The 24,171-nt window shown below is 73.5% G+C and carries 18 protein-coding genes, 2 tRNA genes and 1 pseudogene; 14 read left to right on the forward strand and 7 right to left on the reverse strand.

From position 1 onward, the window contains the following. Positions 1–58: 58 nt before the first annotated feature. Complete coding sequence (locus tag OHA86_RS19755) at positions 59–1,708, forward strand: long-chain fatty acid--CoA ligase (protein WP_329177143.1); 1,650 nt, start codon at positions 59–61, stop codon at positions 1,706–1,708. A 123-nt stretch (positions 1,709–1,831) separates the two neighbouring features. Here OHA86_RS19755 and OHA86_RS19760 read toward each other — a convergent pair whose 3' ends face one another. Together OHA86_RS19760 and OHA86_RS19765 are read right to left on the reverse strand one after the other, a co-directional pair. Further along, complete coding sequence (locus OHA86_RS19760; RefSeq protein ID WP_329177144.1) at positions 1,832–5,401, reverse strand: hybrid sensor histidine kinase/response regulator; 3,570 nt, start codon at positions 5,399–5,401, stop codon at positions 1,832–1,834. Positions 5,402–5,926: 525 nt separating this feature from the next. Continuing rightward, positions 5,927–6,511: an SSI family serine proteinase inhibitor gene (locus tag OHA86_RS19765; RefSeq protein ID WP_329177146.1), complete on the reverse strand. Its 585-nt coding sequence runs from the start codon at positions 6,509–6,511 to the stop codon at positions 5,927–5,929. A 211-nt stretch (positions 6,512–6,722) separates the two neighbouring features. Here OHA86_RS19765 and OHA86_RS19770 point away from each other — a divergent pair. The 6 genes from OHA86_RS19770 (at position 6,723) to OHA86_RS19795 (ending at position 10,513) form a co-directional block, all read left to right on the forward strand. Then, a tRNA-Ser gene (locus OHA86_RS19770) sits at positions 6,723–6,816 on the forward strand. Positions 6,817–6,974: 158 nt separating this feature from the next. Then, a tRNA-Arg gene (locus tag OHA86_RS19775) sits at positions 6,975–7,047 on the forward strand. A gap of 149 nt (positions 7,048–7,196) precedes the next feature. After that, positions 7,197–7,814 (forward strand): glyoxalase, encoded by a 618-nt coding sequence (locus OHA86_RS19780; protein WP_329177148.1) that lies wholly within the window; start codon positions 7,197–7,199, stop codon positions 7,812–7,814. A gap of 298 nt (positions 7,815–8,112) precedes the next feature. Then, positions 8,113–9,087, forward strand: a complete 975-nt coding sequence (locus OHA86_RS19785; protein WP_329177150.1) for an alpha/beta fold hydrolase — start codon at positions 8,113–8,115, stop codon at positions 9,085–9,087. 103 nt (positions 9,088–9,190) lie between these two features. After that, a complete protein-coding gene (locus OHA86_RS19790) occupies positions 9,191–9,703 on the forward strand; it encodes a GNAT family N-acetyltransferase (protein WP_329177152.1) in 513 nt (170 codons plus the stop codon). A gap of 75 nt (positions 9,704–9,778) precedes the next feature. Continuing rightward, positions 9,779–10,513, forward strand: coding sequence for an aminoglycoside 3'-phosphotransferase (locus OHA86_RS19795; RefSeq protein ID WP_329177154.1), 735 nt, complete (start codon positions 9,779–9,781; stop codon positions 10,511–10,513). On the opposite strand, the gene OHA86_RS19800 is transcribed toward OHA86_RS19795, so the two are convergent. Continuing rightward, positions 10,503–11,507, reverse strand: a complete 1,005-nt coding sequence (locus tag OHA86_RS19800) for a GlxA family transcriptional regulator (protein ID WP_329177156.1) — start codon at positions 11,505–11,507, stop codon at positions 10,503–10,505. The two genes, OHA86_RS19795 and OHA86_RS19800, sit on opposite strands and share 11 nt — an antisense overlap. A 100-nt stretch (positions 11,508–11,607) precedes the next feature. Between OHA86_RS19800 and OHA86_RS19805 the strand changes: the two genes are divergently transcribed. The 6 genes from OHA86_RS19805 (at position 11,608) to OHA86_RS19830 (ending at position 19,359) form a co-directional block, all read left to right on the forward strand. Then, entirely contained in the window at positions 11,608–12,537 is a 930-nt protein-coding gene (locus OHA86_RS19805; RefSeq protein ID WP_329177157.1) for an NAD-dependent epimerase/dehydratase family protein, read from the forward strand. Positions 12,538–12,737: 200 nt separating this feature from the next. Further along, the gene (locus OHA86_RS19810) at positions 12,738–13,400 is read left to right on the forward strand and encodes an HAD-IA family hydrolase (RefSeq protein ID WP_329177159.1); all 663 of its coding nucleotides are present in this window, start codon (positions 12,738–12,740) and stop codon (positions 13,398–13,400) included. A 155-nt stretch (positions 13,401–13,555) separates the two neighbouring features. After that, a complete protein-coding gene (locus tag OHA86_RS19815) occupies positions 13,556–14,344 on the forward strand; it encodes a response regulator transcription factor (protein WP_329177161.1) in 789 nt (262 codons plus the stop codon). Beyond that, a complete protein-coding gene (locus OHA86_RS19820; protein WP_329177163.1) occupies positions 14,341–15,921 on the forward strand; it encodes a sensor histidine kinase in 1,581 nt (526 codons plus the stop codon). The genes OHA86_RS19815 and OHA86_RS19820 overlap by 4 nt, the downstream gene beginning before the upstream one ends. 25 nt (positions 15,922–15,946) lie before the next feature. Beyond that, complete coding sequence (locus OHA86_RS19825) at positions 15,947–17,248, forward strand: bifunctional glycosyltransferase family 2/GtrA family protein (RefSeq protein WP_329177165.1); 1,302 nt, start codon at positions 15,947–15,949, stop codon at positions 17,246–17,248. After that, the gene (locus tag OHA86_RS19830) at positions 17,245–19,359 is read left to right on the forward strand and encodes an ArnT family glycosyltransferase (protein WP_329177166.1); all 2,115 of its coding nucleotides are present in this window, start codon (positions 17,245–17,247) and stop codon (positions 19,357–19,359) included. The genes OHA86_RS19825 and OHA86_RS19830 overlap by 4 nt, the downstream gene beginning before the upstream one ends. 224 nt (positions 19,360–19,583) lie before the next feature. Here the strand turns inward: OHA86_RS19830 and OHA86_RS19835 are convergent, their stop codons facing one another. Together OHA86_RS19835 and OHA86_RS19840 are read right to left on the reverse strand one after the other, a co-directional pair. Continuing rightward, entirely contained in the window at positions 19,584–20,045 is a 462-nt protein-coding gene (locus OHA86_RS19835) for a PPOX class F420-dependent oxidoreductase (protein WP_329177168.1), read from the reverse strand. Positions 20,046–20,254: 209 nt separating this feature from the next. Beyond that, positions 20,255–21,766 (reverse strand): annotated as a pseudogene (locus OHA86_RS19840) (MDR family MFS transporter); the annotation flags it as partial. A 284-nt stretch (positions 21,767–22,050) separates the two neighbouring features. Here OHA86_RS19840 and OHA86_RS19845 point away from each other — a divergent pair. Continuing rightward, entirely contained in the window at positions 22,051–22,239 is a 189-nt protein-coding gene (locus OHA86_RS19845; protein WP_329177170.1) for a hypothetical protein, read from the forward strand. 28 nt (positions 22,240–22,267) lie between these two features. Here OHA86_RS19845 and OHA86_RS19850 read toward each other — a convergent pair whose 3' ends face one another. Both OHA86_RS19850 and OHA86_RS19855 read right to left on the reverse strand, forming a co-directional pair. Beyond that, a complete protein-coding gene (locus OHA86_RS19850) occupies positions 22,268–23,104 on the reverse strand; it encodes an RNA polymerase sigma factor SigF (RefSeq protein WP_329177172.1) in 837 nt (278 codons plus the stop codon). A 166-nt stretch (positions 23,105–23,270) separates the two neighbouring features. Then, positions 23,271–24,092: an RNA polymerase sigma factor SigF gene (locus OHA86_RS19855; protein ID WP_329177173.1), complete on the reverse strand. Its 822-nt coding sequence runs from the start codon at positions 24,090–24,092 to the stop codon at positions 23,271–23,273. Between the last annotated feature and the right edge of the window lie 79 nt (positions 24,093–24,171).

Raw genomic sequence — 24,171 nt, forward strand, 5'->3', positions numbered from 1 at the left:
CCACCACAATCGCGGGATACCGACCTCGCCGACCTCATGTAGCCGCCGGAGGCCCGCTGTGCTGAGCACCATGCAGGACGTACCGCTGACCGTGACCCGCATCCTCGTGCACGGGACGCTGGTGCACGGCAGGTCCCGGGTGACGACCTGGACCGGGGACGGCGAACCGCAGCGCCGCACCTTCCGCGAGGTGGGCGTCCGCGCGGTCCAGCTGGCGAACGCCCTGCGCGACGGGCTCGGCGTGTCCGAGGGCGACCGGGTGGCCACCTTGATGTGGAACAACGCGGAGCACCTGGAGGCGTATCTGGCCATCCCCTCCATGGGCGCGGTCCTGCACACCCTCAATCTGCGGCTGCCCGCCGACCAGCTGGCCTGGATCGTCAACCACGCCGCCGACCGCGTGGTCCTGGTCAACGGGTCCCTGCTGCCGCTGCTCGCCCCGCTGCTGCCGCGCCTGGAGCCGCTGGAGCACATCGTGGTCGTCGGCCCGGGCGACCGCGCCCTGCTGGACGGCTGCCGCCCCGCCGTGCACGACTACGAGGAGCTGCTGGCCGGCCGCCCGGACACGTACGCGTGGCCTGAGCTGGACGAACTCACCGCCGCCGCCATGTGCTACACCTCGGGCACCACCGGTGACCCGAAGGGCGTGGTCTATTCGCACCGCTCGGTCTACCTGCACTCGATGCAGGTCAACTCCGTGGAGTCGATGGGTCTCACCGACCACGACACGACGCTGCCGGTCGTCCCGATGTTCCACGTCAACGCGTGGGGGCTGCCGCACGCGGCCTTCATGAGCGGGGTCAATCTGCTGATGCCCGACCGGTTCCTCCAGCCGGCCCCGCTCGCCGAGATGATCGAGAGCGAGCGGCCCACGCACTCCGCGGCGGTGCCCACCATCTGGCAGGGACTGCTGGCCGAGCTGACCGCCAAGCCGCGCGATGTCAGCTCGCTGAAGCGGGTGACCATCGGCGGCTCCGCCTGCCCGCCCGCGCTGATGAAGGCCTTCGACGAGCAGCTGGGCGTGCAGCTCTGCCACGCCTGGGGCATGACCGAGACGTCGCCGCTGGGCACGGTCGCGCTGCCGCCCGCCGGTGCCAGCGACGAGGAGGAGTGGGCGTACCGCTTCTCGCAGGGCCGCTTCCCGGCCTCCGTCGAGCCCCGCCTGATCGGCCCCGACGGCTCGGTGATGCCCTGGGACAACAAGTCCGCCGGCGAACTGGAGGTCCGCGGCCCGTGGATCGCCGGGGCGTACTACGGCGGCGCCGGCGAGGAGCCGCTGCGCCCCGACGACAAGTTCAGCCCGGACGGCTGGCTGCGTACCGGCGACGTCGGCGTCATCTCGCCCAACGGCTTCCTCACCCTCACCGACCGCGCCAAGGACGTCATCAAGTCCGGCGGCGAGTGGATCTCCTCGGTCGAGCTGGAGAACGAGCTGATGGCCCACCCCGACGTCGCCGAAGCGGCGGTCGTGGCCGTGCCCGACGACAAGTGGGGCGAGCGCCCGCTGGCCACCGTCGTCCTGCGCGAGGGCGCGACCACCGGTTACGCCGAGCTGCGCGACTTCCTCGCCACCCGGATCGCCCGCTGGCAGGTCCCCGAGCGCTGGGCGGTCATTCCGACGGTGCCGAAGACCAGCGTCGGCAAATTCGACAAGAAGGTCATCCGTAAGTCCTACGCGGACGGCGAGCTGGACGTCACGCAGCTCTAGGCGGGTGTTGGCCCTTCACCCGTACGCGGCCGGCGGTCCGCCGCGTACGGGTACGGGTACGTCCCAGGCCACGGCCCGGTACGGCGGACCGACGCGCGGGCCGGGGCGTACGGACCGGGCCGCTCAGGTGCCGATCTTGCCGAGCAGGTCCACGATCCTGGACTGCACATCCGTGCTGGTCGAGCGCTCCGCGAGGAAGAGCACCGTCTCGCCGGACGCCAGCCGCGGCAGTTCCGCCGGGTCTATGTCGGCGGAGGTGTAGACGACCAGCGGGGTGTTGTTCAGCCGGGAGTGCCCGCGCAGCCAGTCCACGATGCCCTGCCTGCGGCGGCGGATCAGCATCAGGTCCATCACCACCAGATTCGGGTGGACCTGCGCCGCCTTCGTCATCGCCTCGGCCTCGGAACTCGCGTGCGCGACCTGCATCCCGCGCCGCTCGAGCGTCGCCGCGAAGGCCTGCGCGATCGGCTCGTGGCCCTCGACCAGCAGCACCCGCGGCGGATGCTGCTCGCTGTCGCGCGGCGCCAGCGCCTTGAGCAGGACAGCCGGGTCGGCGCCATAGGCGGCCTCCCTGGTCGCCTGCCCGAGCCCCGCGGTCACCAGGACGGGTACGTCAGCCGCCGCGGCGGCCTGCCGCAGCGCCTGGAGCGCGGTCCTGGTGATCGGCCCGGTCAGCGGGTCCACGAACAGCGCGGCCGGCGGCTCCGCGACCTGCGCGTCGACCTCCTCGCGCGACCGTACGATCACCGGACGATAGCCGCGATCGGTCAGCGCCTGCCGGGTCGAGACGTCCGGCTCGGGCCATACGAGCAGCCGGCGCGGCTCGTCCAGCGGCTCCTCGACGCGGTCGTCGGGCGCGTCGGGCACATCAGTGACGTCGACGGCGCCGTTCGGCCCGTCGAGCGGCTCGGGGCCCTCGTCGGCGCCCTCCGCCGGCGCGCCTATCGCGTACGACCTGCCGGGCGCCTGCGCGGGCTCCGGCGGGACCGGGCGCAGCAGGGCCGTCTCCTCCTCGGGGGCCGTCGGCGCCTCCGGGCGCCGTACCGGCAACTGCCCGCTGTCCGGGTCCGCCTGCGGGTGCTGGCGGGCCTGCGTCTCGCCGCCGGGGCCGGGCGCCTGGGGCTGGCTCGGCACCTGCTGGATCAGGCTGCGGCTCGACGGCTCGCCGTCGGCGCCCACCCGGTCCGGGTTGAGCCTGCGGCGGCGCCCGGAACCGCCCGCCGCGACCTGCGCGGGCAGACCCTGCGGGCTGTGCGCCTCGACCGCCTGCGTCTGGGTCTGCGGGTCCTGCGCGCCCTCGGGCCGGTGCGAGAAGGGGGCGCCCTGGCCGAGGGTGCGCACGCTTATGGCACGGCCGTACGTGCTGTGCGACGGATCCTGCTGCGGGACACCCGGCGCGGTGGGCGGCGGCGGGGGCGTCGCCGGAGCCGGGCGGGTGCCCTGGGCGGGCGGCCAGTCGGTGGCCGGGGGAAGGGCGGGGCGGGACGTGCCGCCCGAGCCCGAACCCGGCTCCGCGCGGCCCTCGGGCGCCGCGGGCTGTGCCGGTGACGGGGCCTGCGGTGCGGGCGGGGCCGGCGGGGTGGCCGCGCTCGGCCAGGCCTGCGGGTTGGGCGGTGCGGTGCGGCCGGCGTCCGGCCAGGACTGCGGCGCGGGCTGGACCGGCTGCTGGGGCTGGACCGGCTGGGGCTGCGGCTGCGGCTGGGCCGGTGCGGCGGGGGGTTCGACGGCACGGCGGACCGCCCGGCGCCCGGTGCCCTCGGGGGCGGCGTCGGCGCCGGCCGGCGGGAGGGCGTTGGGGATGGGCACGGCGGGCAGTTCGGCGCGCTCTGGGGCCCGGCCCTGGGGCTCGTCGCTACGGGCCCGGCGGCGTCCTGTGGGCTGCTGGGGCGCTGGCGCCGCCTCCACGGGGGCGGGGCGGCCCTCGGGCCTGCGCAGCGCGCGCCGGCGCCCGGTCGGCGCGCCGGAGGCGTCCTGGTCGTCGGTCCTGCCGCCCTGGTCCGGGGTGCCGGGTGCGGGCCAGGACGCGGCGTCGTCGGCCGGCTTGCGGGCGCCGGGCGCCTCCTGGCCCTGCGTGCCGCGAGCGGGCTGCGACGGCAGCGGCATCACGGTGGTCTCGGAGTCGCGGGCCTGCTCGCCCGTGTCGGCCGCCCGCGCGCCGCCGCCCGTACGCGTACCGCCCTGGTCCTCGGCGCCCGGGGCGTCGTCCTTCTCGCGTGCCTGCCGCGTACGGCCGCCGCCGCCCTTGCCGGCCGGCACCTCCAGGACGTAGGCGCTGCCCTGGCCGGGCACCTCGTGGGTCTGCAGCACACCGCCGTGCCGCTCCACGATGCCGCGGGCCAGCGGCAGATGCACCGGGTCGCCGCCGGCGTGCGGGCCGCGTACGTCGATCCGTATCACGTCACCGCGCTGGGCCGCGGCCACCACGATCGTGGAGTCGCCCGCGTAGGCGATGGCGTTGCCCGCCGAGTCGACGCCGGCGACGTCCGCGACCAGGTGGGCGAGGGCCTGCGCCATCCGCTCGCCGTCCACCGACGCCTCGATCGGCGGCGCGTGCACCGCGAACTGCGCCCGCCCCGGCCCGATCAGCTCGGTCGCGCCATCGATGGCCGCAGCGATCACCTGGTCGAGCCCGATGTCCTCGCGGTGCAGCTTGTCCTCGCCGCGGTCGAGCCGCTGGAAGGCCAGCACATTGTCGATGAGGGTGGTGATCCGGGCGTAGCCGGCGGACAGGTGGTGCAGAATCTGGTTGGCCTCGGGCCACAACTGCCCGGCCGGGTCGGCGGCGAGCCCGGTCAGCTCGCTCCGCAGCTCGGCCAGCGGCCCGCGCAGCGAGGTGTCGAGCAGCGCGCTCAACTGCCCGCTGCGGGCGGCCAGCGCGTCGTACGCCGAACGGTCGGTGAAGGTCATCACCGCGCCGACCAGCTGGTCGCCGTCCCGCACCGGCGCCGTCGTCAGATCGACCGGCACCGGTCTGCCGTCCTTGCGCCACAGCACCTGCCCGCGCACCCGGTGCTTGCGCCCGCTGCGCAGCGTGTCGGCGAGCGGGGTCTCCTCGTACGCCAGCGGGCTGCCGTCCGGCCGCGAATGGTGCACCAGCGGGTGCAGTTCCTTGCCGCCCAGGTCGGTGGCCCGGTAGCCGAGGATCTGCGCGGCTGACGGATTGACCAGGACGACCTTGCCGGCCGTGTCGACCCCGACGACGCCTTCGGCCGCGGCCCGCAGGATCATCTCGGTCTGCCGCTGCTGGCGGGCGAGTTCGGCCTCGGTGTCCATCGTCCCGGTCAGGTCGCGGACCACCAGCATGAGCAGTTCGTCGCCGGTGTAGTGCGGCACCCCGTCGCCGTAGTCGGCGTACGGGCTGCGGCCGTTCTCCAGGTTGGCGCTGGTCACCTCGACCGGGAATTCCGTCCCGTCGGTGCGCCGCGCGACCATCCGGGTCGGCTTCGTGCGGGTGTCCTCGGCGGCTTCGCGCGGGCTGCGCATCGACCCGGGGATGCGCTTGGAGTCGAACGACGGCAACAGGTCGAGCAGGCCCCGCCCGACCAGGCCGGTCCCGGGCGACTCGAAGGTCTCCAGCGCTATCGCGTTCGCGTTCACCACAGTGCCGTTGACGTCGACCAGCAGCAGCGCGTCGGGGAGGGCGTCGAGTATGGAAGCGAGGCGAGCAGCGCCTCTGGATGGCCTGCTGCTCACGAGACGCGTCCTCTCTGCTTACCGCTGCTGTTCTTGCCCCGGGCGGCCTGCCGCGCACGGCGTACTCCCGCCGGCGCCGTCGGCTGTCTTCACGGGCGGCCCATCTTGCCGCCACCCCCGGGACATGTCACTAGACCGAGTGTACGGGTCGGGCTCCCGGGCGCGGTCTCGGATGCCCATGTGGGGCTGTGCGTATAGGGGTTCGGATATGTGCGGGGTTTGTGTGGTGTGCGTCACGGGTGGGACGGACCGTCCCGTGACCGGGCGGGCGGGCCCGGTCACGGGACGGCGCTTCGGGGTTCGCGGGGGCACTTGGCCCGGGCCGGGCTTGGGCGGTGGCGCGGCCCGGATGGACGCCGGCCCTCGCGGGGGCGCGCCCTGGCCACGCGTTGCTTGCGGCCGCGCGGCGCGATCCCGGCCGGATGCAGGTAGCGGACCTCGTGGGGCACGCCCTTGGCCGCCGGCTCGGTTCGGGCCGCGGGCCGTGCCTCGAACCCGGTTGGGCTTGCGCCGCGAGGGTCGGGCTTACGCCGCGAGCGCGGGCGGGCCGCCGGGGACGCCGGAGGTGGGGGAGGGGAGCGCGGGCATCATGCGGTTCCAGCGGGCGACCTCGCAGCCGTCGGTCCTGCGGTACGACTCGTCGACGGGCCTGCCGTGCCAGCTGCCGGTGACGTGGGCGGTCTGGGGGCCGCCGTAGATCATCGAGCACATCTGCCCGGTCCGTACGGGCGCCAGCGGGCCGCCCAGCTCGTCGAGCCGCCCGCAGGCGTTCTGCTCCTCCGCGCTGGCCTCCGTCCGCCAGAGGGCGCCGCAGTGCAGGGTGCGGGTGGCGGGCTGCCCGTCGCCGCTGTCATACGTGACGGTGAGGCGGTCCGCGAGGCCGACGTAGCCGGGCCGGGGCAGGCCGATGGCCCCGGCGGTCCCTGCGGCCAGCAGCAGGCCGAGGGCGGCGAGGCCGAGGGCGCCGACGGCGAGGCCGGTGCGGCGGGGGGTGTGGCGGCGCGCGGGGTGACGCGCGGGGCCGGGGCTGGAGCTGGGGCCGGCGGGAGTGCCGGCCAGGGGGCGGGCCTGGCGGCGCTGGGAACTGACGCGGGGGCTGACTGGAAGCATGCCTCTCCTTATCGTGCGAGAGCACCGCAACCTGCCCATTTCACCCATTCGTGGGCGCGCCGCCCCCGCCCGGGCCCCACTTCCTCCGCTCCGCCCGGGCCAACCCCTTTGCTCTCCCGACCGGCGGCCTTGTACCGTAGTCTGCGATTGGTCGCAGCCCGCAGGGCTGTGCCATCATCTGCACACGCACCCGCTCACCCGGGTTGCACCAGGAGGCGTCGCCTAGTCCGGTCTATGGCGCCGCACTGCTAATGCGGTTTGGGCTTTACCGTCCATCGAGGGTTCAAATCCCTCCGCCTCCGCCACCTTCTCCGGAGCCCCGCTCGTCCCCTCGGACGGCGGGGTTTCCCCGTTCCCGGCCCCTTTCCCCGCCCGCCCCGTTTACCGATTTCACGTCCCGCCCGACCTCATGTAATGTTGTCACCGCAACGCCGACCGGCCCAAACCGCCGCGAAGCAGCCCCGCACTCGTAGCTCAACGGATAGAGCATCTGACTACGGATCAGAAGGTTGCAGGTTCGAATCCTGCCGAGTGCACAGCACGTCAGAGCCCCGCCCGGGTCACCCGGAGCGGGGCTCTTTCGTGGTGCTGACGGCGACGCTGACGCCAACCGTCCAGGGTGCGGCGGCTTGAACGGTCAGGTTTCGAGAAGCGTGCGGCACGGTGCCGCGCATAGCTTCGGGGCATGACCTCCATCGAATCCGTCACCCTTGACGCGGCCGACCCTGCGGCCGCCGGCCACTTCTACAAAACCGCCTTCGGGCTCGGCGACGAGCTGCGCGTGCGGGCCGGGGAGGCGGCGTCGACCGGCTTCCGCGGGTTCACGCTGTCGCTCACCGCGGCCCAGCCGGGCAACGTCAACGCGCTCATCAATGCCGCCCTCGACGCCGGCGCCACCGCGGTGAAGCCGGCCGCGAAGTCGTTCTGGGGCTACGGGGGCGTCGTACGGGCGCCGGACGGGGCGCTGTGGAAGATCGCCACCTCGGCGAAGAAGGACAAGGAGCCGGTCACCCGGGAGATCGAGCAGTTCGTACTGCTGCTCGGGGTCGACGACGTGATCGCGACCAAGAAGTTCTACGTCGAGCACGGCCTCACCGTGGGGAAGAGCTTCGGCCGCAAGTACGTGGAATTCGTGACGCCGCCCTCCGGCCCGGTCAAGCTCGCGCTCTACGGCCGTCGCGCCCTCGCCAAGGACGCGGGCGTCTCCTACGAGGGCACCGGATCGCACCGGCTCACGATCGACAGCGACGCCGAGCCCTTCACCGACCTCGACGGCTTCGCCTGGCAGACCGCGTCCCGCTGAAGCACCCCAGGCGGTGCCCCCCTGGCGCTCACAGGCCCCGCCCGGGCCACCGGCGAAGTCCAGCACCGGTGAAGCCCGGGCCAGCGGCGGAGCCCCGGCCACCGACGAAGCTCGGCCACCGACGAAGCCCGGCCACCGACGAAGCCCGGCCGCCGGGGGAGACCCTGGCCGCCCCCTGGCGAGGCACCGCGCCGGACCGCGTTGCCGGACCGGCAACAACAGTCGCCGCCCCGCACCACCCCCGGCATGATCGGAACCCGGTCTCAGCGCACCGCGGATCGGAAGCTCGGGAGGAATCATGGCGCACACGGAGGCCACGCACCGGTCGGTCCCCTCGCCCGCCGGCCGGATCCACCTCGTGGAGCAGGGCGCCGGCCCCCTGGTGCTGCTCGTGCACGGCTTTCCCGAGTCCTGGTACTCCTGGCGCCGCCAGTTGCCGGCGCTGGCCGCCGCCGGATACCGCGTGGCCGCCATCGACGTCCGCGGCTACGGGCGTTCCTCCAAGCCCGGCGCCGTCGACGCGTACCGGATGCTCGATCTGGTGGAGGACAACGTCGCGGTCGTGCACGCGCTGGGCGAGCGGTCCGCCGTGGTCGTCGGGCACGACGTGGGCGCGGCCGTCGCCGCCAACTCCGCCCTGGCCAGGCCGGATGTCTTCCGCGCTGTGGGGCTGCTCAGCGTGCCCTACGCGCCGCGCGGCGGACCGCGGCCCGGCGAGATCTTCGCGCACATGGGCGGGGACGAGGAATTCTACGTCTCCTACTTCCAGCAACCCGGCCGCGCCGAGGCCGAGATCGAGCCCGACGTGCGCGGCTGGCTCGCCGGTTTCTACGCCGCCCTGTCCGCGGACACCATGCCCTCGTCCGACGCCCCGGACCCGCATTTCGTCAGCCGGGGCGGGCAGTTGCGCGACCGCCTTCCCACCGGACCGCGGCCCGGATGGCTCGGCGAGGACGATCTCGACGTCTACGCGGGGGAGTTCGAGCGGACCGGCCTGAGCGGGGCGCTCAACCGCTACCGGAACATGGACCGGGACTGGGAGGACCTCGCCGGCTTCGACGGCGCCCCGATCACCCAGCCGTCGCTCTTCGCCGGCGGCAGCCTGGACGCCTCCACCACCTGGCTGGCCGACGCGATCGAGGCCTATCCACGTACGCTGCCCGGCCTGGTCTCCTCCCACATCCTCGACGGCTGCGGCCACTGGATCCAGCAGGAGCGCCCCGCCGAGGTCAACCGCCTGCTGACGGACTGGCTCGCCGCCCTGCCGGCCTGACAGCCCTCGGCCATCACCGCTGCATCCTCATGCGCGTCAGCGTACGGCTATGCAAGGGCCGCTCTCGGGGCGAGTGTCAGACCCCCGCTCTACGGTGGTCGGTATGGAAGAAGCGCGCGGTCCGCAGGTCGAGCTGGTGGCGTGGGGAGAGGGGGATTTCTGGTTGCTGGAACGGGTCAACGCGGTGGAGATGACGGACCACCTCGGTGGGCCGGAGAGCGCGGAGCAGCTGGTGGCGCGGCACCAGCGGTACGTCGCGCTGGACCCCGGGGGGATGTTCCGGGTCGTGGCGGCGGGGAGCGGGGAGACCGTCGGGTCGATCGGGTATTGGGAGCGGGAGTGGCAGGGCGGCACGGTGTGGGAGACCGGGTGGGGCGTGCTGCCGGAGTTCCAGGGGCGGGGGCTGGCCGTGGCGGCGGCCAGGGAGCTGATCGCGGTGGCGCGGGAAGCGAAGAGGCACCGGTATCTGCACGCGTTTCCCGGGTCCGACCACCCGGCGTCGAACGCGGTGTGCCGCAAGGCGGGATTCGAGCAGCGGGGGGAGGTCCCGTTCGAGTATCCGAAGGGGAATTGGATGACGTCGTACGACTGGCGGGTGGACCTCATAGCCGGCTGAGCACCGGGTGAACGGGACGGCCGGGGGCCGGAAAACGGGTCGCCGCGTGCGGCGGGGGCGGGGGAGCATGCGGGGGTGGAATATTCAGGACCGCCGCAGGGTGACGTGCCGGTGCCCGCGCCGATTGCCGCGGGTGCAGGCGGGCGGCCCGTGCTGCCGGTGTGGGTCAACAGGCTGGGCGGTGTGACCTTCCGGCTGGGGGACGGAGAGGGGCGGCGGTTCGCCAAGTGGGCGCCGGCCGGGTCCGGGCTGGACCTCGGGGCGGAGGCGATGCGGCTGCGGTGGGCCGTGGACTTCACGCCGGTCCCGCGGGTGCTGGAGCACGGAGTGGACTGCGACGGGGAGTGGCTGCTCACGGAGGGGCTGCCGGGGGACAGCGCGGTGAGCCCGCGCTGGAAGGCCGACCCTGGGACCGCCGTGCGGGCGCTGGGCGCGGGGCTGCGGGCGCTGCACGACCGGCTGCCGGTCGACGACTGCCCGTTCAGCTGGTCGGTGGAGCGGCGCCGGGCCACGGACCCGGAGCTGGCCTTCGACCTGCCCGCGGCGCCGCCGGTCGACCGGCTCGTCGTCTGCCACGGCGACGCGTGTGCCCCCAACACCCTGCTGGACGAGGACGGTTCGTGGTCCGCCCACGTCGACCTCGGCGCCCTCGGGGCCGCCGACCGCTGGGCCGACCTCGCCGTCGGCTCCTGGAACCTGGGCTTCAACTACGGGCCGGGCTGGGAGGACGTGTACTTCGACGCGTACGGCGTCACGCCTGATCCGGAGCGGATCGCCTTCTACCGGCGGCTGGGCGGCGTCAGCCGCTGACGCCGCCGGCGGGCGCCGGGTGGTGCCAGGCCGTGCGGTAGGCGGACGGGGGCAGGCCGGTGCGCCGGGTGAGGTGGTGGCGCAGCGAGTCGGGGGTCGACAGGCCGCTGAGCCGGGCCACCTGGGGGATCGGCAGGTCGGTGGTCTCCAGGAGTTCCTGGGCGCGGTTGATGCGCTGGTGCAGCAGCCACTGGAGCGGGCTCAGGCCGGTCTCGGCGTGGAAGCGGCGGGTCAGCGTACGGACGCTGGTGCGGGCGTGGGCGGCCAGGTCGGCGCGGGTCAGCGGCCGGTCGAGGCAGGTCAGCGCCCAGGCGCGGGTCGGGGCGAGCGAGGTGCCGTTCTCCGGCGGCAGCGGACTGTCGATGAACTGCGCCTGCCCGCCCGGGCGTACGGGCGCGGCCACCACCAGCCGGGCGGCCGAGTTCGCCGTGGCGGCGCCGTAGTCGAGGCGGATCAGGTGCAGGCACAGGTCTATCCCCGCGGAGAGCCCGGCGGAGGTGAGGATCCGGCCGTCGTCGACGTAGAGCACGCCGGGGCGCAGCTCCACCCGGGGGTAACGGGCGCGGAATTCGGCGGACTTCGCCCAATACGTCGTCGCGGGGCGGCCGTCCAGCAGGCCCGCCTCGGCCAGCACGAAGGCCCCGGTGCAGATCGACACGACCCGCCGGCCGGCGGCGCAGGCGGTGCGCAGCACGTCGAGGACCAGCGGGTCGAGGCCGTCGCGGGCGCCGGTGCCGGTGACGATCACCGTGTCGGCGGCGGCGACGGCGTCCAGGCCGTGGGGGACGGCGATCTCCAGGCCGCCGCCGTCGGTGACCGGGCGGCCGGGCGCCGCGGTGCAGACGCGGACGTCGTAGCCGGGGCCGCCGCGTACGGTCATCCCGCCCAGCACCAGGCCGGGGATCGTCAGGTCGAAGGCGGTGACCGGCGGGACCGCGATGACGGCGACCCGGATCGGGGCTTTCACCGGTGCGGCGGGGGCCGAAGCGGGCATGGCCCGAACCTCCGTAGGTTTGGCATCCGGGCCACTACTCTACCGGCGGCCGGAGGCGGAGGGTGGAGCGCGAACCACCCACCGATGAGGAGCGAACACCGTGTCGCAGCACGTCAACACCGCCGTCGTGGTCGGGGCCGGCGCCACCGGCTCCGCCACCGCCCTGCTGCTCGCCGAGGCGGGCGGCCGGGTCCTGCTGGTCACCCGCAGCGGCGCCGGCCCCGACCACCCCCGGATCGAACGCGTCACCGCCGACGCCACCGACCCCGTACGCCTGGCCGAGATCGCCGCGGGCGCCGACGTCCTCTTCAACTGCGCGATGCCGCCGTACGACCGCTGGCCGGCCGAATTCCCGCCGCTGGCGGCCTCGTTGCTCAGCGCGGCGGAGGCCACCGGGGCCGGGTACGTGATGCTCGGCAACGTCTACGGCTACGGTCCGGTGGACGGCCCGTTCACCGACGACCTGCCGCTCGCCCCGAGCAGCGTCAAGGGCCGGGTCAGGGCCCGGATGTGGCAGGACGCGCTCGCGTCGTACGAGGCGGGCCGGGCGCGCGTCACCGAGGTGCGGGCCAGCGACTTCCTCGGCGGCGGCGCCTACTCGCCGTTCACGGTCCTGGTCGGCGACGCGGTCCTGGCGGGGCGGCCGGCGGCCTACCCCGGCGACCTCGACGTCCCGCACAGCTGGTGCTACGTGGCGGACGTGGCCCGCACCCTTGTCGCCATGGCCGGGCACGAGGACTCCTGGGGGCGGGCCTGGCACGTGCCGCCCACCTCGGACCTGCCCGTGCGCGACCTCGCGGCCCGGCTCGCCGCCCGGGCCGGCCTGCCCGCGCCCCGGCTCGGCCGGATGACCGGGGAGGAGCTCGCGGCGGCGGGCCGCGCCGACCCGATCGCGGCCGAATTCCCCGAGGTGCTCTATCTGCTGGAGCGGCCGCTGCTGCTCGACGCGAGTGCGACCGTGGCGAAGCTGGGCGTGACGGCGACCCCGCTGGAGGAGGTACTGGACAGCATGGTGCCGCCCGCGGCCTGAGACCGCTCGCGGCCTGAGACCGCCCGGGGTCTCGCCGCCCCCGGTCGGCACGGCGGCCCGCGCGCCTGCGGACCGCACAGCGTCCCGGTCGGCATGGCGGAGGACCCGCCCCCGGATCACGAGGCACCGCCGGATCACAAAGCGCCCGCGGACCGCACCGCGCCCGTAAGCCGCCCCACGCGGAGTGCTATGCAGGGGCCGTGACCACGAACCCGCTGATCCGCCCCTTCGACGCCGTCCTGTGCGACATCGACAACGTCATCCGGCACTACGACCCCGCCCCGCTCGCCGCGCTGGAGAAGGCCGCGGGGGTGGCCGAGGGCACCACGGCGCGGATAGCCTTCGCGCCGGAGGTGGACCTGCCGATGCTGGTCGGGACGATCACCCCGCGCGAGTGGGTGGAGGTGATCACGGCGGCCTTCGTACGCCAGGACGTGCTCACCGAGGCGGCGGCCAGGCCGCTGGCCGCCGCGCTCGCCTCGTCGCCCTTCGCCGCCGACGAGGCCGTCGTCGCCCTGCTGCGGCGGATACGCGACGAGGCCCGGCTGCCGCTGGTGCTGGTCAGCAACGCCTCGGTCGACCTGGAGGACGACCTCGCCGCGCTCGGGCTCACCGCGCTGGCCGACCACGTGGTCAGCAGCGCCCGGGTCGGGGTGGCCAAGCCCGACCCGCGGATCTACGCGATAGCCGTCGAGCACGCCGGGGTCGCCGCCGAGCGCTGCCTGTTCGTGGACGACTCGCGCGAGAACATCGACGCGGCACTCGCCCTGGGCATGAGCGTGCTGCACTACCGCGAGCCGGGCGGCCTGCGCGCGGCGCTGGAACCGGCCTTCGCGGCGATCCGGCCGCCTGCCGTACCGTAGCGGCACCCCGCGAAAGCCCCGCGAACCCCGCGACGGGCCGGGAAAGGCCCCGCGAGACGGAGCGAGCCACTCCGCACACCACCCGCCCCGCTTTCTCAGACGATTCACAGAATCGGCCAAGACTGCTCTCATAGCGCCCGCACAGGCTGATGTGCATGACGACGACACCCACCGTTCCCGCCGCCGCGAACCGCGCCGCGAGGCCCGCCCCGGCCGCCGCTCCCGCCACCGACCTGGCCCGTCCCGACGGCTCGCCGGTGCGCGTCCTCGTCGTGGACGACGAGACCCCGCTCGCCGACCTGCTCTCGATGGCCCTGCGCTACGAGGGCTGGCAGGTGCGCACCGAGGGCGACGGCGCGAGCGCGCTGCGCGCCGCCCGCGAGTCGCGGCCCGACGCGGTCGTGCTCGACGTGATGCTGCCCGACATGGACGGCCTCGAAGTGCTGGCCAGGCTCCGCCGCGAGACCCCGGACGTGCCCGTGCTCTTCCTGACCGCCAAGGACGCGGTCGAGGACCGTATCGCCGGGCTGACGGCGGGCGGCGACGACTACGTGACCAAGCCGTTCAGCCTGGAGGAGGTCGTCGCCCGGCTGCGCGGGCTGCTGCGCCGCTCGGGCGCCGCCGCCGTACGCAACGAGTCGCTGCTGACCGTCGGCGACCTCGTACTGAACGAGGACAGCCACGAGGTCAGCCGCGGCGGCGTCAACATCCACCTGACCGCGACGGAGTTCGAGCTGCTGCGCTACCTGATGCGCAACCCGCGCCGGGTGCTGAGCAAGGCGCAGATACTGGACCGCGTGTGGTCGTACGACTTCGGCGGGCAGGCCAACGTCGTCGAGCTGTACATCTCCTACCTCCGCCGCAAGATCGACGTCGGGCGCCCGCCGATGATCCACACCCGGCGCGGCGCGGGCTACCTGATCAAGCCGGGGGAGCCCGCGTGACCCTGCCGCACCGGCGGTGGGTACGTTCCTGGCGCAGCCGGAGCACCTGGTCGCTGCGCCGCCGGCTCGTCGCGTCCTGCGTGATCCTGGTCGCCGTGGTCTGCACGGTGATCGGCTCGGTCACCATCTTCGCGCTGCACGACTTCCTCTACGGCCAGCTGGACGGCAAGGTGCGCGATCTGGCGGTACGCGCGGCCGGCCCGCACGGCGGCCCCGACGCGCCCGGATCGCCCGGCGCGGGGACCCCCCGCGGCAGCCGCCCCGACGGCGTACCGCTGAACTTCCTGATCGGCGGCGGACAGCCCGGCGAGACCGTCGGCGCCGTCGTCACCGCGTCCGGCCGGGTCGGGCAGGCCGCGGTCAGCGCCACCGGGTCCTCCGGCTCCGGCGGCCTGATCGCGGAACCGCTCACCACCGCGCAGGCCGCCGCCTTCACGCACGTACCGCTGGACGGCCGACCGCACACCCTCGACGTGCCGGGCCTCGGCGGCTTCCGGGTGGAGGCCGCGCAGCCGGACACGGACAGCACCACCGTGCTGGTCGGGCTGTCCACGAAGGGCACCGAGGACACCCTGTCGACCCTGATCTGGGTCGAGGTGTCGGTGTCGGCCGCCGGACTGGTGGCCGCGGGCCTCGCGGGCGCCGCCCTGATGCGGATCGCCCTGCACCCGCTGCGCCGGGTCGCCGCGACCGCCACCCGGGTCTCCGAACTCCCGCTGGACCGCGGCGAGGTGGCGCTGCACGACCGGGTCCCCGACTCCGACACCGACCCGCGCACCGAGGTCGGCCAGGTCGGAGCCGCGCTCAACCGCATGCTGGGGCACGTCGGTTCCGCACTGCACGCCCGGCAGCAGAGCGAGACCCGGGTCAGGCGCTTCGTCGCCGACGCCAGCCACGAGCTGCGCACCCCGCTCGCCTCGATCCGCGGCTACGCCGAACTCACCCGCCGCGGCCACGAATCCGTCGGCCCCGACACCCGGCACGCGCTGGGGCGTATCGAGTCGGAGGCAGCGCGGATGACCACCCTGGTCGAGGACCTGCTGCTGCTCGCCCGGCTCGACGCGGGCCGACCGCTCTCCCCCGCCCCGACCGACCTGTCCCCGCTGGTCGTCGACGCCGTCAGCGACGCCCGTGCGGCCGGCGGCGGCCATGTGTGGCGGCTGGACCTGCCCGACGACCCGGCCGTCGTGCACGGCGACCCGCAGCGCCTGCACCAGGTGCTGACCAATCTGCTGGCCAACGCCCGCACCCACACCCCGCCCGGCACCACCGTCACCGCCCGGGTGGCCGCGGACCCGGCAGCGGGCGTACGGCTCCAGGTCGAGGACGACGGCCCCGGCATCCCCGCCGAGCTGCAGACCGTCGTCTTCGAACGCTTCGCCCGCGGCGACGCCTCCCGCGCGCGTACGGCCGACTCCGGCGGCAGCACGGGCCTGGGCCTGGCGATCGTGCGGTCCGTGGTGGCCGCGCACGGCGGCACCGTCGGGCTGGAGAGCGCCCCGGGGCGCACCGTCTTCACCGTCACACTGCCCCCGGCACACTCACAGCCCCTCCCCAGCCTCAGCACAACGTCGTGACAGGGCGGTTGCCGAGTGTCGTCGTATGCGAACCCCACTCGGCAATCTGCCCGCCCGGCAGCACCTGCCGGTCACGGCCGCAGCGCTCGCGGCCGGCACCCCGGTGCTGGACGTCGTCATTCCCGTTCACAACGAGGAGGACGACCTGGAGCCCTGCGTCCGCCGCCTGCACGCGCACCTGTCGGACACCTTCCCCTACCCCTTCCGCATCACCGTCGCGGACAACGCCAGCACCGACCTGACCTCGGCGGTCGCCGCCTCGCTCGCCGACGAGATCCCCGAGGTCACCTCCTTCCGGCTTGAGCAGAAGGGCCGCGGACGCGCCCTGCGCAGCGTCTGGACCGCGTCGGAGGCGCCCGTACTGGCGTACATGGACGTGGACCTGTCCACCGACCTCAACGCGCTGCTGCCGCTGGTCGCCCCGCTGATCTCCGGGCACTCCGACCTGGCGATCGGCTCCCGGCTGGCCCGCTCCTCGCGGGTGGTGCGCGGCGCGAAGCGGGAGTTCATCTCCCGCGCCTACAACCTGATCCTGCGCGGCTCGCTCGCCGCCCGCTTCTCCGACGCCCAGTGCGGCTTCAAGGCGATCCGCGGGGACGTGGCGCAGCGGCTGCTGCCGATGGTCGAGGACACCGGCTGGTTCTTCGACACCGAGATGCTGGTGCTCGCGGAACGCGCGGGCCTGCGGATCCACGAGGTGCCGGTCGACTGGGTCGACGACCCCGACAGCAGCGTCGACCTCGTTCGGACCGCGAGCGACGACCTGCGGGGCGTCTGGCGGGTCGGACGCGCCCTGGCCACCGGGCAGTTGGCGCTCGACCGGCTGCGGCGGCCCTTCGGCGACGACCCGCGGGACCGCGAACTGTCCGGTGTGCCTGCGGGACTCGCCCGCCAGCTGGTCGGCTTCTGCGTCGTCGGCGTCCTGAGCACCCTGGTCTACCTCGCGCTCTTCTCGCTCTTCCGGCTCGGCACCGGCTCCCAGGTCGCCAACGCGCTGGCCCTGCTGCTGTCCGCGCTGGGCAACACCGCGGCCAACCGGCGGCTCACCTTCGGGGTGCGCGGCCGCGACCGCGCGATGCGCCACCAGGCGCAGGGCCTGGTGGTCTTCGCCATCGGCCTCGCCCTGACCAGCGGTTCGCTCGCCGCCCTGCACACCGCGACCGCCACGCCCTCGCACAGCAGCGAGCTGGCGGTGCTCGTCGCGGCCAACCTGGCGGCGACCGTGCTGCGCTTCCTGCTCTTCCGGGCCTGGGTCTTCCCCGGGCCCGAGTCCGGACCCGTTCCAGCGTCCCCTGCCTCCCCCACCTCCGACAGGAGTGCGCGATGACCGCGCTGACCCATGCGCCGACCGCCGCCACCGCCGACCCGGGCTCGCTCGCCCGGCGCGCCTGGCGCGGGCGCCCCGACGACCCCGCCTGGGCACGGCCCGCCCTGCTCGCCCTGCTGGTCGGCACGCTGGTCCTGTACCTCTACGACCTCGGCGCGTCCGGCTACGCCAACTCCTTCTACTCCGCGGCCGTCCAGGCCGGCAGCGAGAGCTGGAAGGCCTTCTTCTTCGGCTCCTCCGACGCCGCCAACTCCATCACCGTCGACAAGCCGCCCGCCGCACTGTGGCCGATGGCGCTGTCCGTACGGCTCTTCGGCCTCGGCTCCTGGCAGATCCTGGTGCCCGAGGCGCTGATGGGCGTCGGCACGGTGGCGCTGCTGTACGCGGCCGTACGCCGCCGCTTCGGCGCCGCCGCCGGGCTCATCGCCGGTGCGGTGCTGGCACTGACGCCGGTCGCCGCGCTGATGTTCCGCTTCAACAACCCCGACGCGCTGCTGGCGTTGCTCATGGTCGCGACCCTCTACAGCGTGCAGCGCGCCCTGGAGGACGCCCGCACCAAGTGGCTGCTGACCGCCGGCGGACTGCTCGGCCTCGCCTTCCTGACCAAGACCCTCCAGGCCTGGCTGATCGTCCCCGCGCTCACCGCCGTCTACGCGGTCTGCGCCCCCACCCGGCTGAGCCGCCGGCTGCTCCAGCTCCTCTACGCCGGCGGTGCGATGCTGCTGGCCGGCGGCTGGTGGGTGGCCATCGTCGATCTGTGGCCCGCCTCCTCACGCCCCTACATCGGCGGCTCGCAGGACAACAGCTTCCTCAACCTGACCTTCGGCTACAACGGCTTCGGCCGCATCACCGGCGATGAGACCGGCAGTGTCGGCGGCGGTGGCGGCGGCCGGGGTGGCGGCGGCGGGCAGTGGGGCGCCACCGGGATCGGCCGGCTCTTCAACGCGGAGATGGGCGGGCAGATCGCCTGGCTGCTGCCGGCCGCGTTCGCGCTGCTGCTGGCGGGGCTGTGGTTCACCCGGCGCGCCCGGCGCACCGACCTCGAACGCGCCGCGTTCCTGGTCTGGGGCGGCTCGCTGCTCATCACCTTCGTGACGTTCAGCTTCATGTCCGGGATCTTCCACCAGTACTACAACATCGCGCTGGCGCCGTACATTGCGGCGGTCACCGGTATGGGCGCGGTATTGCTGTGGCGCCGCCGCACCTTGCCGCTCGCCGCGGCCGTGCTCGCCGCGACCGTCGCGGGCACCGGGGCCGTGTCGTACGTACTGCTCGACCGCTCGCCGTCCTGGCACCCGTGGCTGCGGTACGCCGTCCTGATCGCCGGCATCGTCGCCGCGGTGGCCCTGCTGGCGGCGCCCTACGTGCCCTTCGCCGCGCTGGCCCGCGCCGCGGGCGTACTCGGCCTGGTGGCGGCCCTCGGCGGTCCCGTCGCCTACACCCTCGACACGGTGACGACCCCGCACCAGGGCTCCATTGTGACGGCCGGGCCTGCGGTGGCCTCCGGCGGCTTCCCCGGGGGCGGCGGTGGCGGCGGTGGCCCGCGCGGGGGCATGGGCGGCAACGGTGCGCCGCCGACCGGCACGTTCCCGGGTGCCCCGGGGGCCGGGGGGACGCAGGGCGGCGGCACCGGTGCGCAGGGGCAGGCGCCGACCCAGGGGCAGGGCCAGGCTCCGACCCAGGGCCAGGGCGGTTTCCGTCCCGGCGGCGGCGGCGGCGGTGCGGGCGCTGGTGCCGGCGGCGGCGGTATGGGCGGGCTGCTGAACGGCGCCCAGGTCAGTTCGGCGATGACGTCGCTGCTCAAGGCCGACGCGGGCCACTACACATGGGTCGCCGCCGCGGTCGGCTCGCAGAACCAGGCCAGCTACCAGCTGGCCAGCGGTGAGCCGGTGATGTCCATCGGCGGCTTCAACGGCAGCGATCCGTCGCCGACGCTGACCCAGTTCAAGCAGTACGTGGCCGCGGGCCGCATCCACTACTACATCGCCGGGGGCGGCATGGGCGGCGGCGGTATGGGCGGCTCCGGTACCGCGTCCCAGATCACGTCCTGGGTCGAGGCGACGTTCACCGCGAAGACGGTGGGCTCGACGACGGTCTACGACCTGACGTAGCCGTCCCGCCTGCCGCACGATTCCCCGCGCCCCTCGCGATCGCCCTGTGGAAGAGGGCGCCGCACAGGGGCGCGGGGAACTGGGTGCGCAGCCACAACGGCGTGGAGAAGAGCGACGCCAACCGCGAGATCGCCCGTGGGCGCGGGGAACTGCGTCACCGGACGCAGACCGGGAGAGTTCCCGGGACCGGGGACGGGTCAGGCCGGGGGGACGCAGGCCGGTCGTCAGGCCAGCCGCGCGGGGAAGCCGCCCGTGGCCAGCGGTCCCCACCGTTCCGGGGTGATCCGGATGATCGACTTGCCCTGCCGGAGCATCGCTTCGCGGTACTCCGCCCAGTCGGGGTGCTCACCGCTGATGTTGCGGAAGTATTCGACCAGCGGCTCGACCGCCTCCGGCACGTCGAGCACCTCCGCGGTGCCGTCCACCTGCACCCACGGCCCGTCCCACGCGTCGGACAGGACGACCACGCTCACCCGGGGGTCGCGCCGGGCGTTGCGCGTCTTGGCCCGTTCGGGGTAGGTCGACACGACGATACGGCCGCTGTCGTCCACGCCGCAGGTCAGCGGCGAGCCCTGGGGCCGGCCGTCCGCGCGGGTTGTGAGGAGGATCGCCCGGTGCCTGGGGCGTACGAAGTCGAGGAGCTCTTCCCGCGAGACCGCGGTGTTCGTGGCGATGTTGGGAGCCATGCCCGCACTCTAGGGCCTGTCGTCCCGGCCTCCGTGGAGACCCGGGACACAGGCCCCGCGTCGATGGTTTCGCGGGTCCCGGCGGGCGGCCTCGGCCGTCCCCTGCTCCGGCCGTCGCCGGGACCCCTACCCGTACCTCCGGTGCCTGGACCTCTCCGCTGTGGCACAGGCCGGGTGGACGGGAGTCCCGGCGGTCACTCCTCGGGCCTCGCCGTACCCGGTGCGCTCTGCTGCAAACCGCTGCGGTTGCCCAGGGCGACCTCCTTGACGAAGACGACCAGCAGGAAGGACAGCAGCGCGAACGGCGCCGCGTAGAGGAAGACGTCGCCGATGCCGTGCCCGTACGCGCTCTCGACCACGCCGCGGACCGGCGCCGGCAGGGTCGCGACATCGGGGATGCCGCCGCTGTCGCCCGCCGAGGCCTTGACGTGGAGCGAGGCCAGGCCGTCGGAGACGAAGTGGGTGACGCGGTTGCCGAGGACCGCGCCGAGCGCCGTGACGCCGATCGCGCCGCCCAGCGAGCGGAAGAAGGTCACCAGGGAGCTGGCGGCGCCGAGGTCGGCGGTGGAGACCTGGTTCTGCACGGCGAGGACCAGGTTCTGCATCATCATGCCGACACCGAGGCCGAGCAGCGCCATGTAGACGGCGACCTGCCAGTACGGGGTGTCGTAGCGGATCAGGCCGAGGGTCGCCGAGCCCGCGGTGAGCAGCAGGCCGCCGGAGACCAGGAACGCCTTCCAGCGCCCGGTGCGGGTGATGATCTGACCGGTCGCGGTCGAGGCGACGAAGAGCCCGGCGATCAGCGGGATCGTCATGATGCCCGACATCGTGGGCGTACGGCCGCGGGCCAGCTGGAAGTACTGGCTGAGGAAGACCGTGCCGGCGAACATCGCGACGCCTACGAAAAGGCTGGCCAGCGAGGCGAGGGTGATCGTCTTGTTGCGGAACAGCCGCAGCGGCACGATCGGCTCCGCGGCCCGCGACTCGACGTAGAGGAAGACGCAGCCGAGCAGCAGGGCGGCGGGCACCATCACGTATGTCTGCCAGGACAGCCAGGCGTAGTTCTGGCCGGCCAGCGACACCCAGATCATCAGCAGCGACACGGCCGCGGTGATGAAGGAGGCGCCCGCCCAGTCGATGGACACCTTCCGCCTGACCACGGGCAGGTGCAGCGTCTTCTGGAGCACGATCAGCGCGATGATTGCGAAGGGCACGCCGACGTAGAAGCACCAGCGCCAGCCGAGCGACGAGTCGACGATGACGCCGCCGACCAGCGGGCCGCCGACGGTGGCGACGGCGAAGGTGGCGCCGAGGTAGCCGCTGTAGCGGCCGCGCTGGCGGGGCGAGATCATCGCGGCCATGATCACCTGGGTGAGCGCGGAGAGTCCGCCCGCGCCGACACCCTGGACCAGCCGGCAGCCGATGAGCATGCCGGGGCTGGTGGAGAAGCCGGCCACGACCGAGCCGGCGACGTAGATCACCAGCGCCAGCTGGATCAGCAGCTTCTTGCTGAACAGGTCGGAGAGCTTGCCCCAGATCGGGGTGGTGGCCGTGACCGCGAGCAGCGAGGCGGTGACGACCCAGGTGTACGCGCTCTGGCCGCCGCCGATGTCGCCGAGGATGCGGGGCAGGGCGTTGGAGACGATGGTGGACGACAGGATCGCCACGAACAGCCCGAGCAGCAGCCCGGAGAGGGCTTCCATGATCTGCCGGTGCGACATCGCCGCTCCGCCCGGGCTGTCGGGCGGAGCGGTGTGTGCTGCGTGCCGGGGCTTGCCGGGGTTGTCGGGGAGCGCGTCGCTCCGGGTTGACGGGGTCGCCATCAGGCCTCCACTTAATTGCCTCAAGCAACCATAAGAGGAGATGGTTGTATAGGGCAAGCGCTGTGGGCCCGCTGTGGTGTACGCCACGGCCCGCCCTGGACCTGCGGAGCTGTGGATCAGCCGCAGATGAGGGGCCTGTGGGGGGTGCGGGGTATTCCGCCGACACGCTAGGGTCAGGCGGCATGTCGAACAACCCTGAGAACAACTACGACCCGGCCGGCAGTACGCAGATGTTCCGCGCCTTCGTGGACGAGCAGCCGGCCCCCGTCGAGGTGCAGCGGGCGCAGGCCCGGCCCAGGACCGGACTGATCATCGGACTGGTCGTCGCGCTGGTCGTCATTGTCGGAGTGGTCGCGCTCGCCCTGAAGTAAGGCGCGCCCCGACCACTCCGTCCCGTCGTCACGCCTCCGCGGTGAGGCCCTCGCGCAGCTGTGCCAGCGTGCGGGTCAGCAGCCGGGAGACGTGCATCTGCGAGATGCCGACCTCCTCGCCGATCTGTGACTGCGTCATGTTGGCGAAGAAGCGCAGCATGATGATCTGGCGCTCGCGCGGCGGCAGTTGGGCCAGCAGCGGCTTCAGCGACTCGCGGTACTCGACGCCTTCGAGCGCCGCGTCCTCGTAGCCGAGCCGGTCGGCGAGGGTGCCCTCGCCGCCGTCGTCCTCGGGCGGCGGGGAGTCGAGGGAGCTGGCCGTGTAGGCGTTGCCCACCGCCAGGCCGTCGACCACGTCCTCCTCGGACACACCGAGGCACACGGCGAGTTCGGCGACGGTCGGCGAGCGGTCGAGCCGCTGGGACAGCTCGTCGCTGGCCTTGGTGAGGGCCAGCCGCAGCTCCTGGAGCCGCCGGGGGACCCGTACCGACCAGGAGGTGTCGCGGAAGAAGCGCTTCACCTCACCGACGATGGTCGGCATCGCGAAGGTGGGGAATTCCACCCCGCGCTCGCAGTCGAAGCGGTCGATCGCTTTGATCAGGCCGATCGTGCCGACCTGGACGATGTCCTCCATCGGCTCGTTGCGGCTGCGGAAGCGGGCCGCCGCGTAACGCACGAGCGGGAGGTTCAGCTCGATCAGCGTGTCGCGTACGTAGGTGCGTTCCGGGCTGTCCACCGGCACTTCCGCAAGGCGCAGGAAGAGCGAGCGGGACAGCGTGCGGGTGTCGATGGCCTCACTGTGAAGAGCATCGTGCGGTGCGACGGTGGTACGGAGCACCTTGGGACTGCCCACCTGTACGGACATGCCACCCCCTTGAGGTCGCGGACGGGTGTCGCGAGCGACGTTGTTCCTCCACTGGAATACCGGAGGTGTGCTCGCGACAAACGCGGTATCCGCAGAATGTCACATGTCGGCAACACGCTGTAGCGCCAAGTCGACATATCTGCGCAGGTGGCTTCATCCCTTTCGGTTACGCTTCGAGCTGGTTTGCGGACCTCAGCCGGGCGAAGCTGCGGGACAGCAGCCTGGACACATGCATCTGGGAAACCCCCAGCTCAGCACTGATCTGGGACTGCGTCAGGTTGCCGAAGTAGCGGAGCAGTAGGATGCGGCGCTCCCGCTCGGGCAGTTGCACCAGAAGATGCCGGACCAGGTCGCGGTGCTCGACGCCGGACAGCGCCGGGTCCTCGTAGCCGAGCCGGTCCAGCAGGCCCGGGGCGCCGTCGCCCTCCTGGGCCGCCTCCAGCGAGGTCGCGTGGTAGGCGCGGCCCGCCTCCAGGCAGGCCAGCACCTCGTCCTCGGACAGCTTGAGCCGCTCGGCGATCTCGGCGGTGGTGGGGGACCTCCCGTGCAGCACGGTGAGGTCCTCGATGGCGCCGCTGACCTGCACCCACAGCTCGTGCAGCCGGCGCGGTACGTGCACGGTCCGCACGTTGTCGCGGAAGTAACGTTTGATCTCGCCGACCACCGTCGGCATCGCGAAGGTGGGGAACTGCACCCCCCGCTCGGGGTCGAAGCGGTCGATCGCGTTGATCAGCCCGATCGTGCCGACCTGGACGACGTCCTCCATCGGCTCGTTGCGGCTGCGGAAGCGTGCCGCCGCGTACCGCACCAGCGGCAGGTTGACCTCGATCAGCGCCGCGCGGACCCGGGTGTGCTCGGAAGTGCCGGGTTCCAATGTGCGGATCTGTTCGAACAGCACCTGGGTGAGTGCCCGCGCGTCCGCCGCGTTGGTGCTGGGAGTCCGCGTCCTGCCCCGGGGATACGTCGTTGACGCCGTACGGGCCGGCACCGGCACATCACACCCCACACTGTTGACTCATCCGGCAAAAGCGGTCATAGCATCACAATTCATGTGCGGGGTGCGCAAG

The sequence above is a fragment of the Streptomyces sp. NBC_01477 genome (assembly GCF_036227245.1).
Lineage (GTDB): Bacteria > Actinomycetota > Actinomycetes > Streptomycetales > Streptomycetaceae > Actinacidiphila.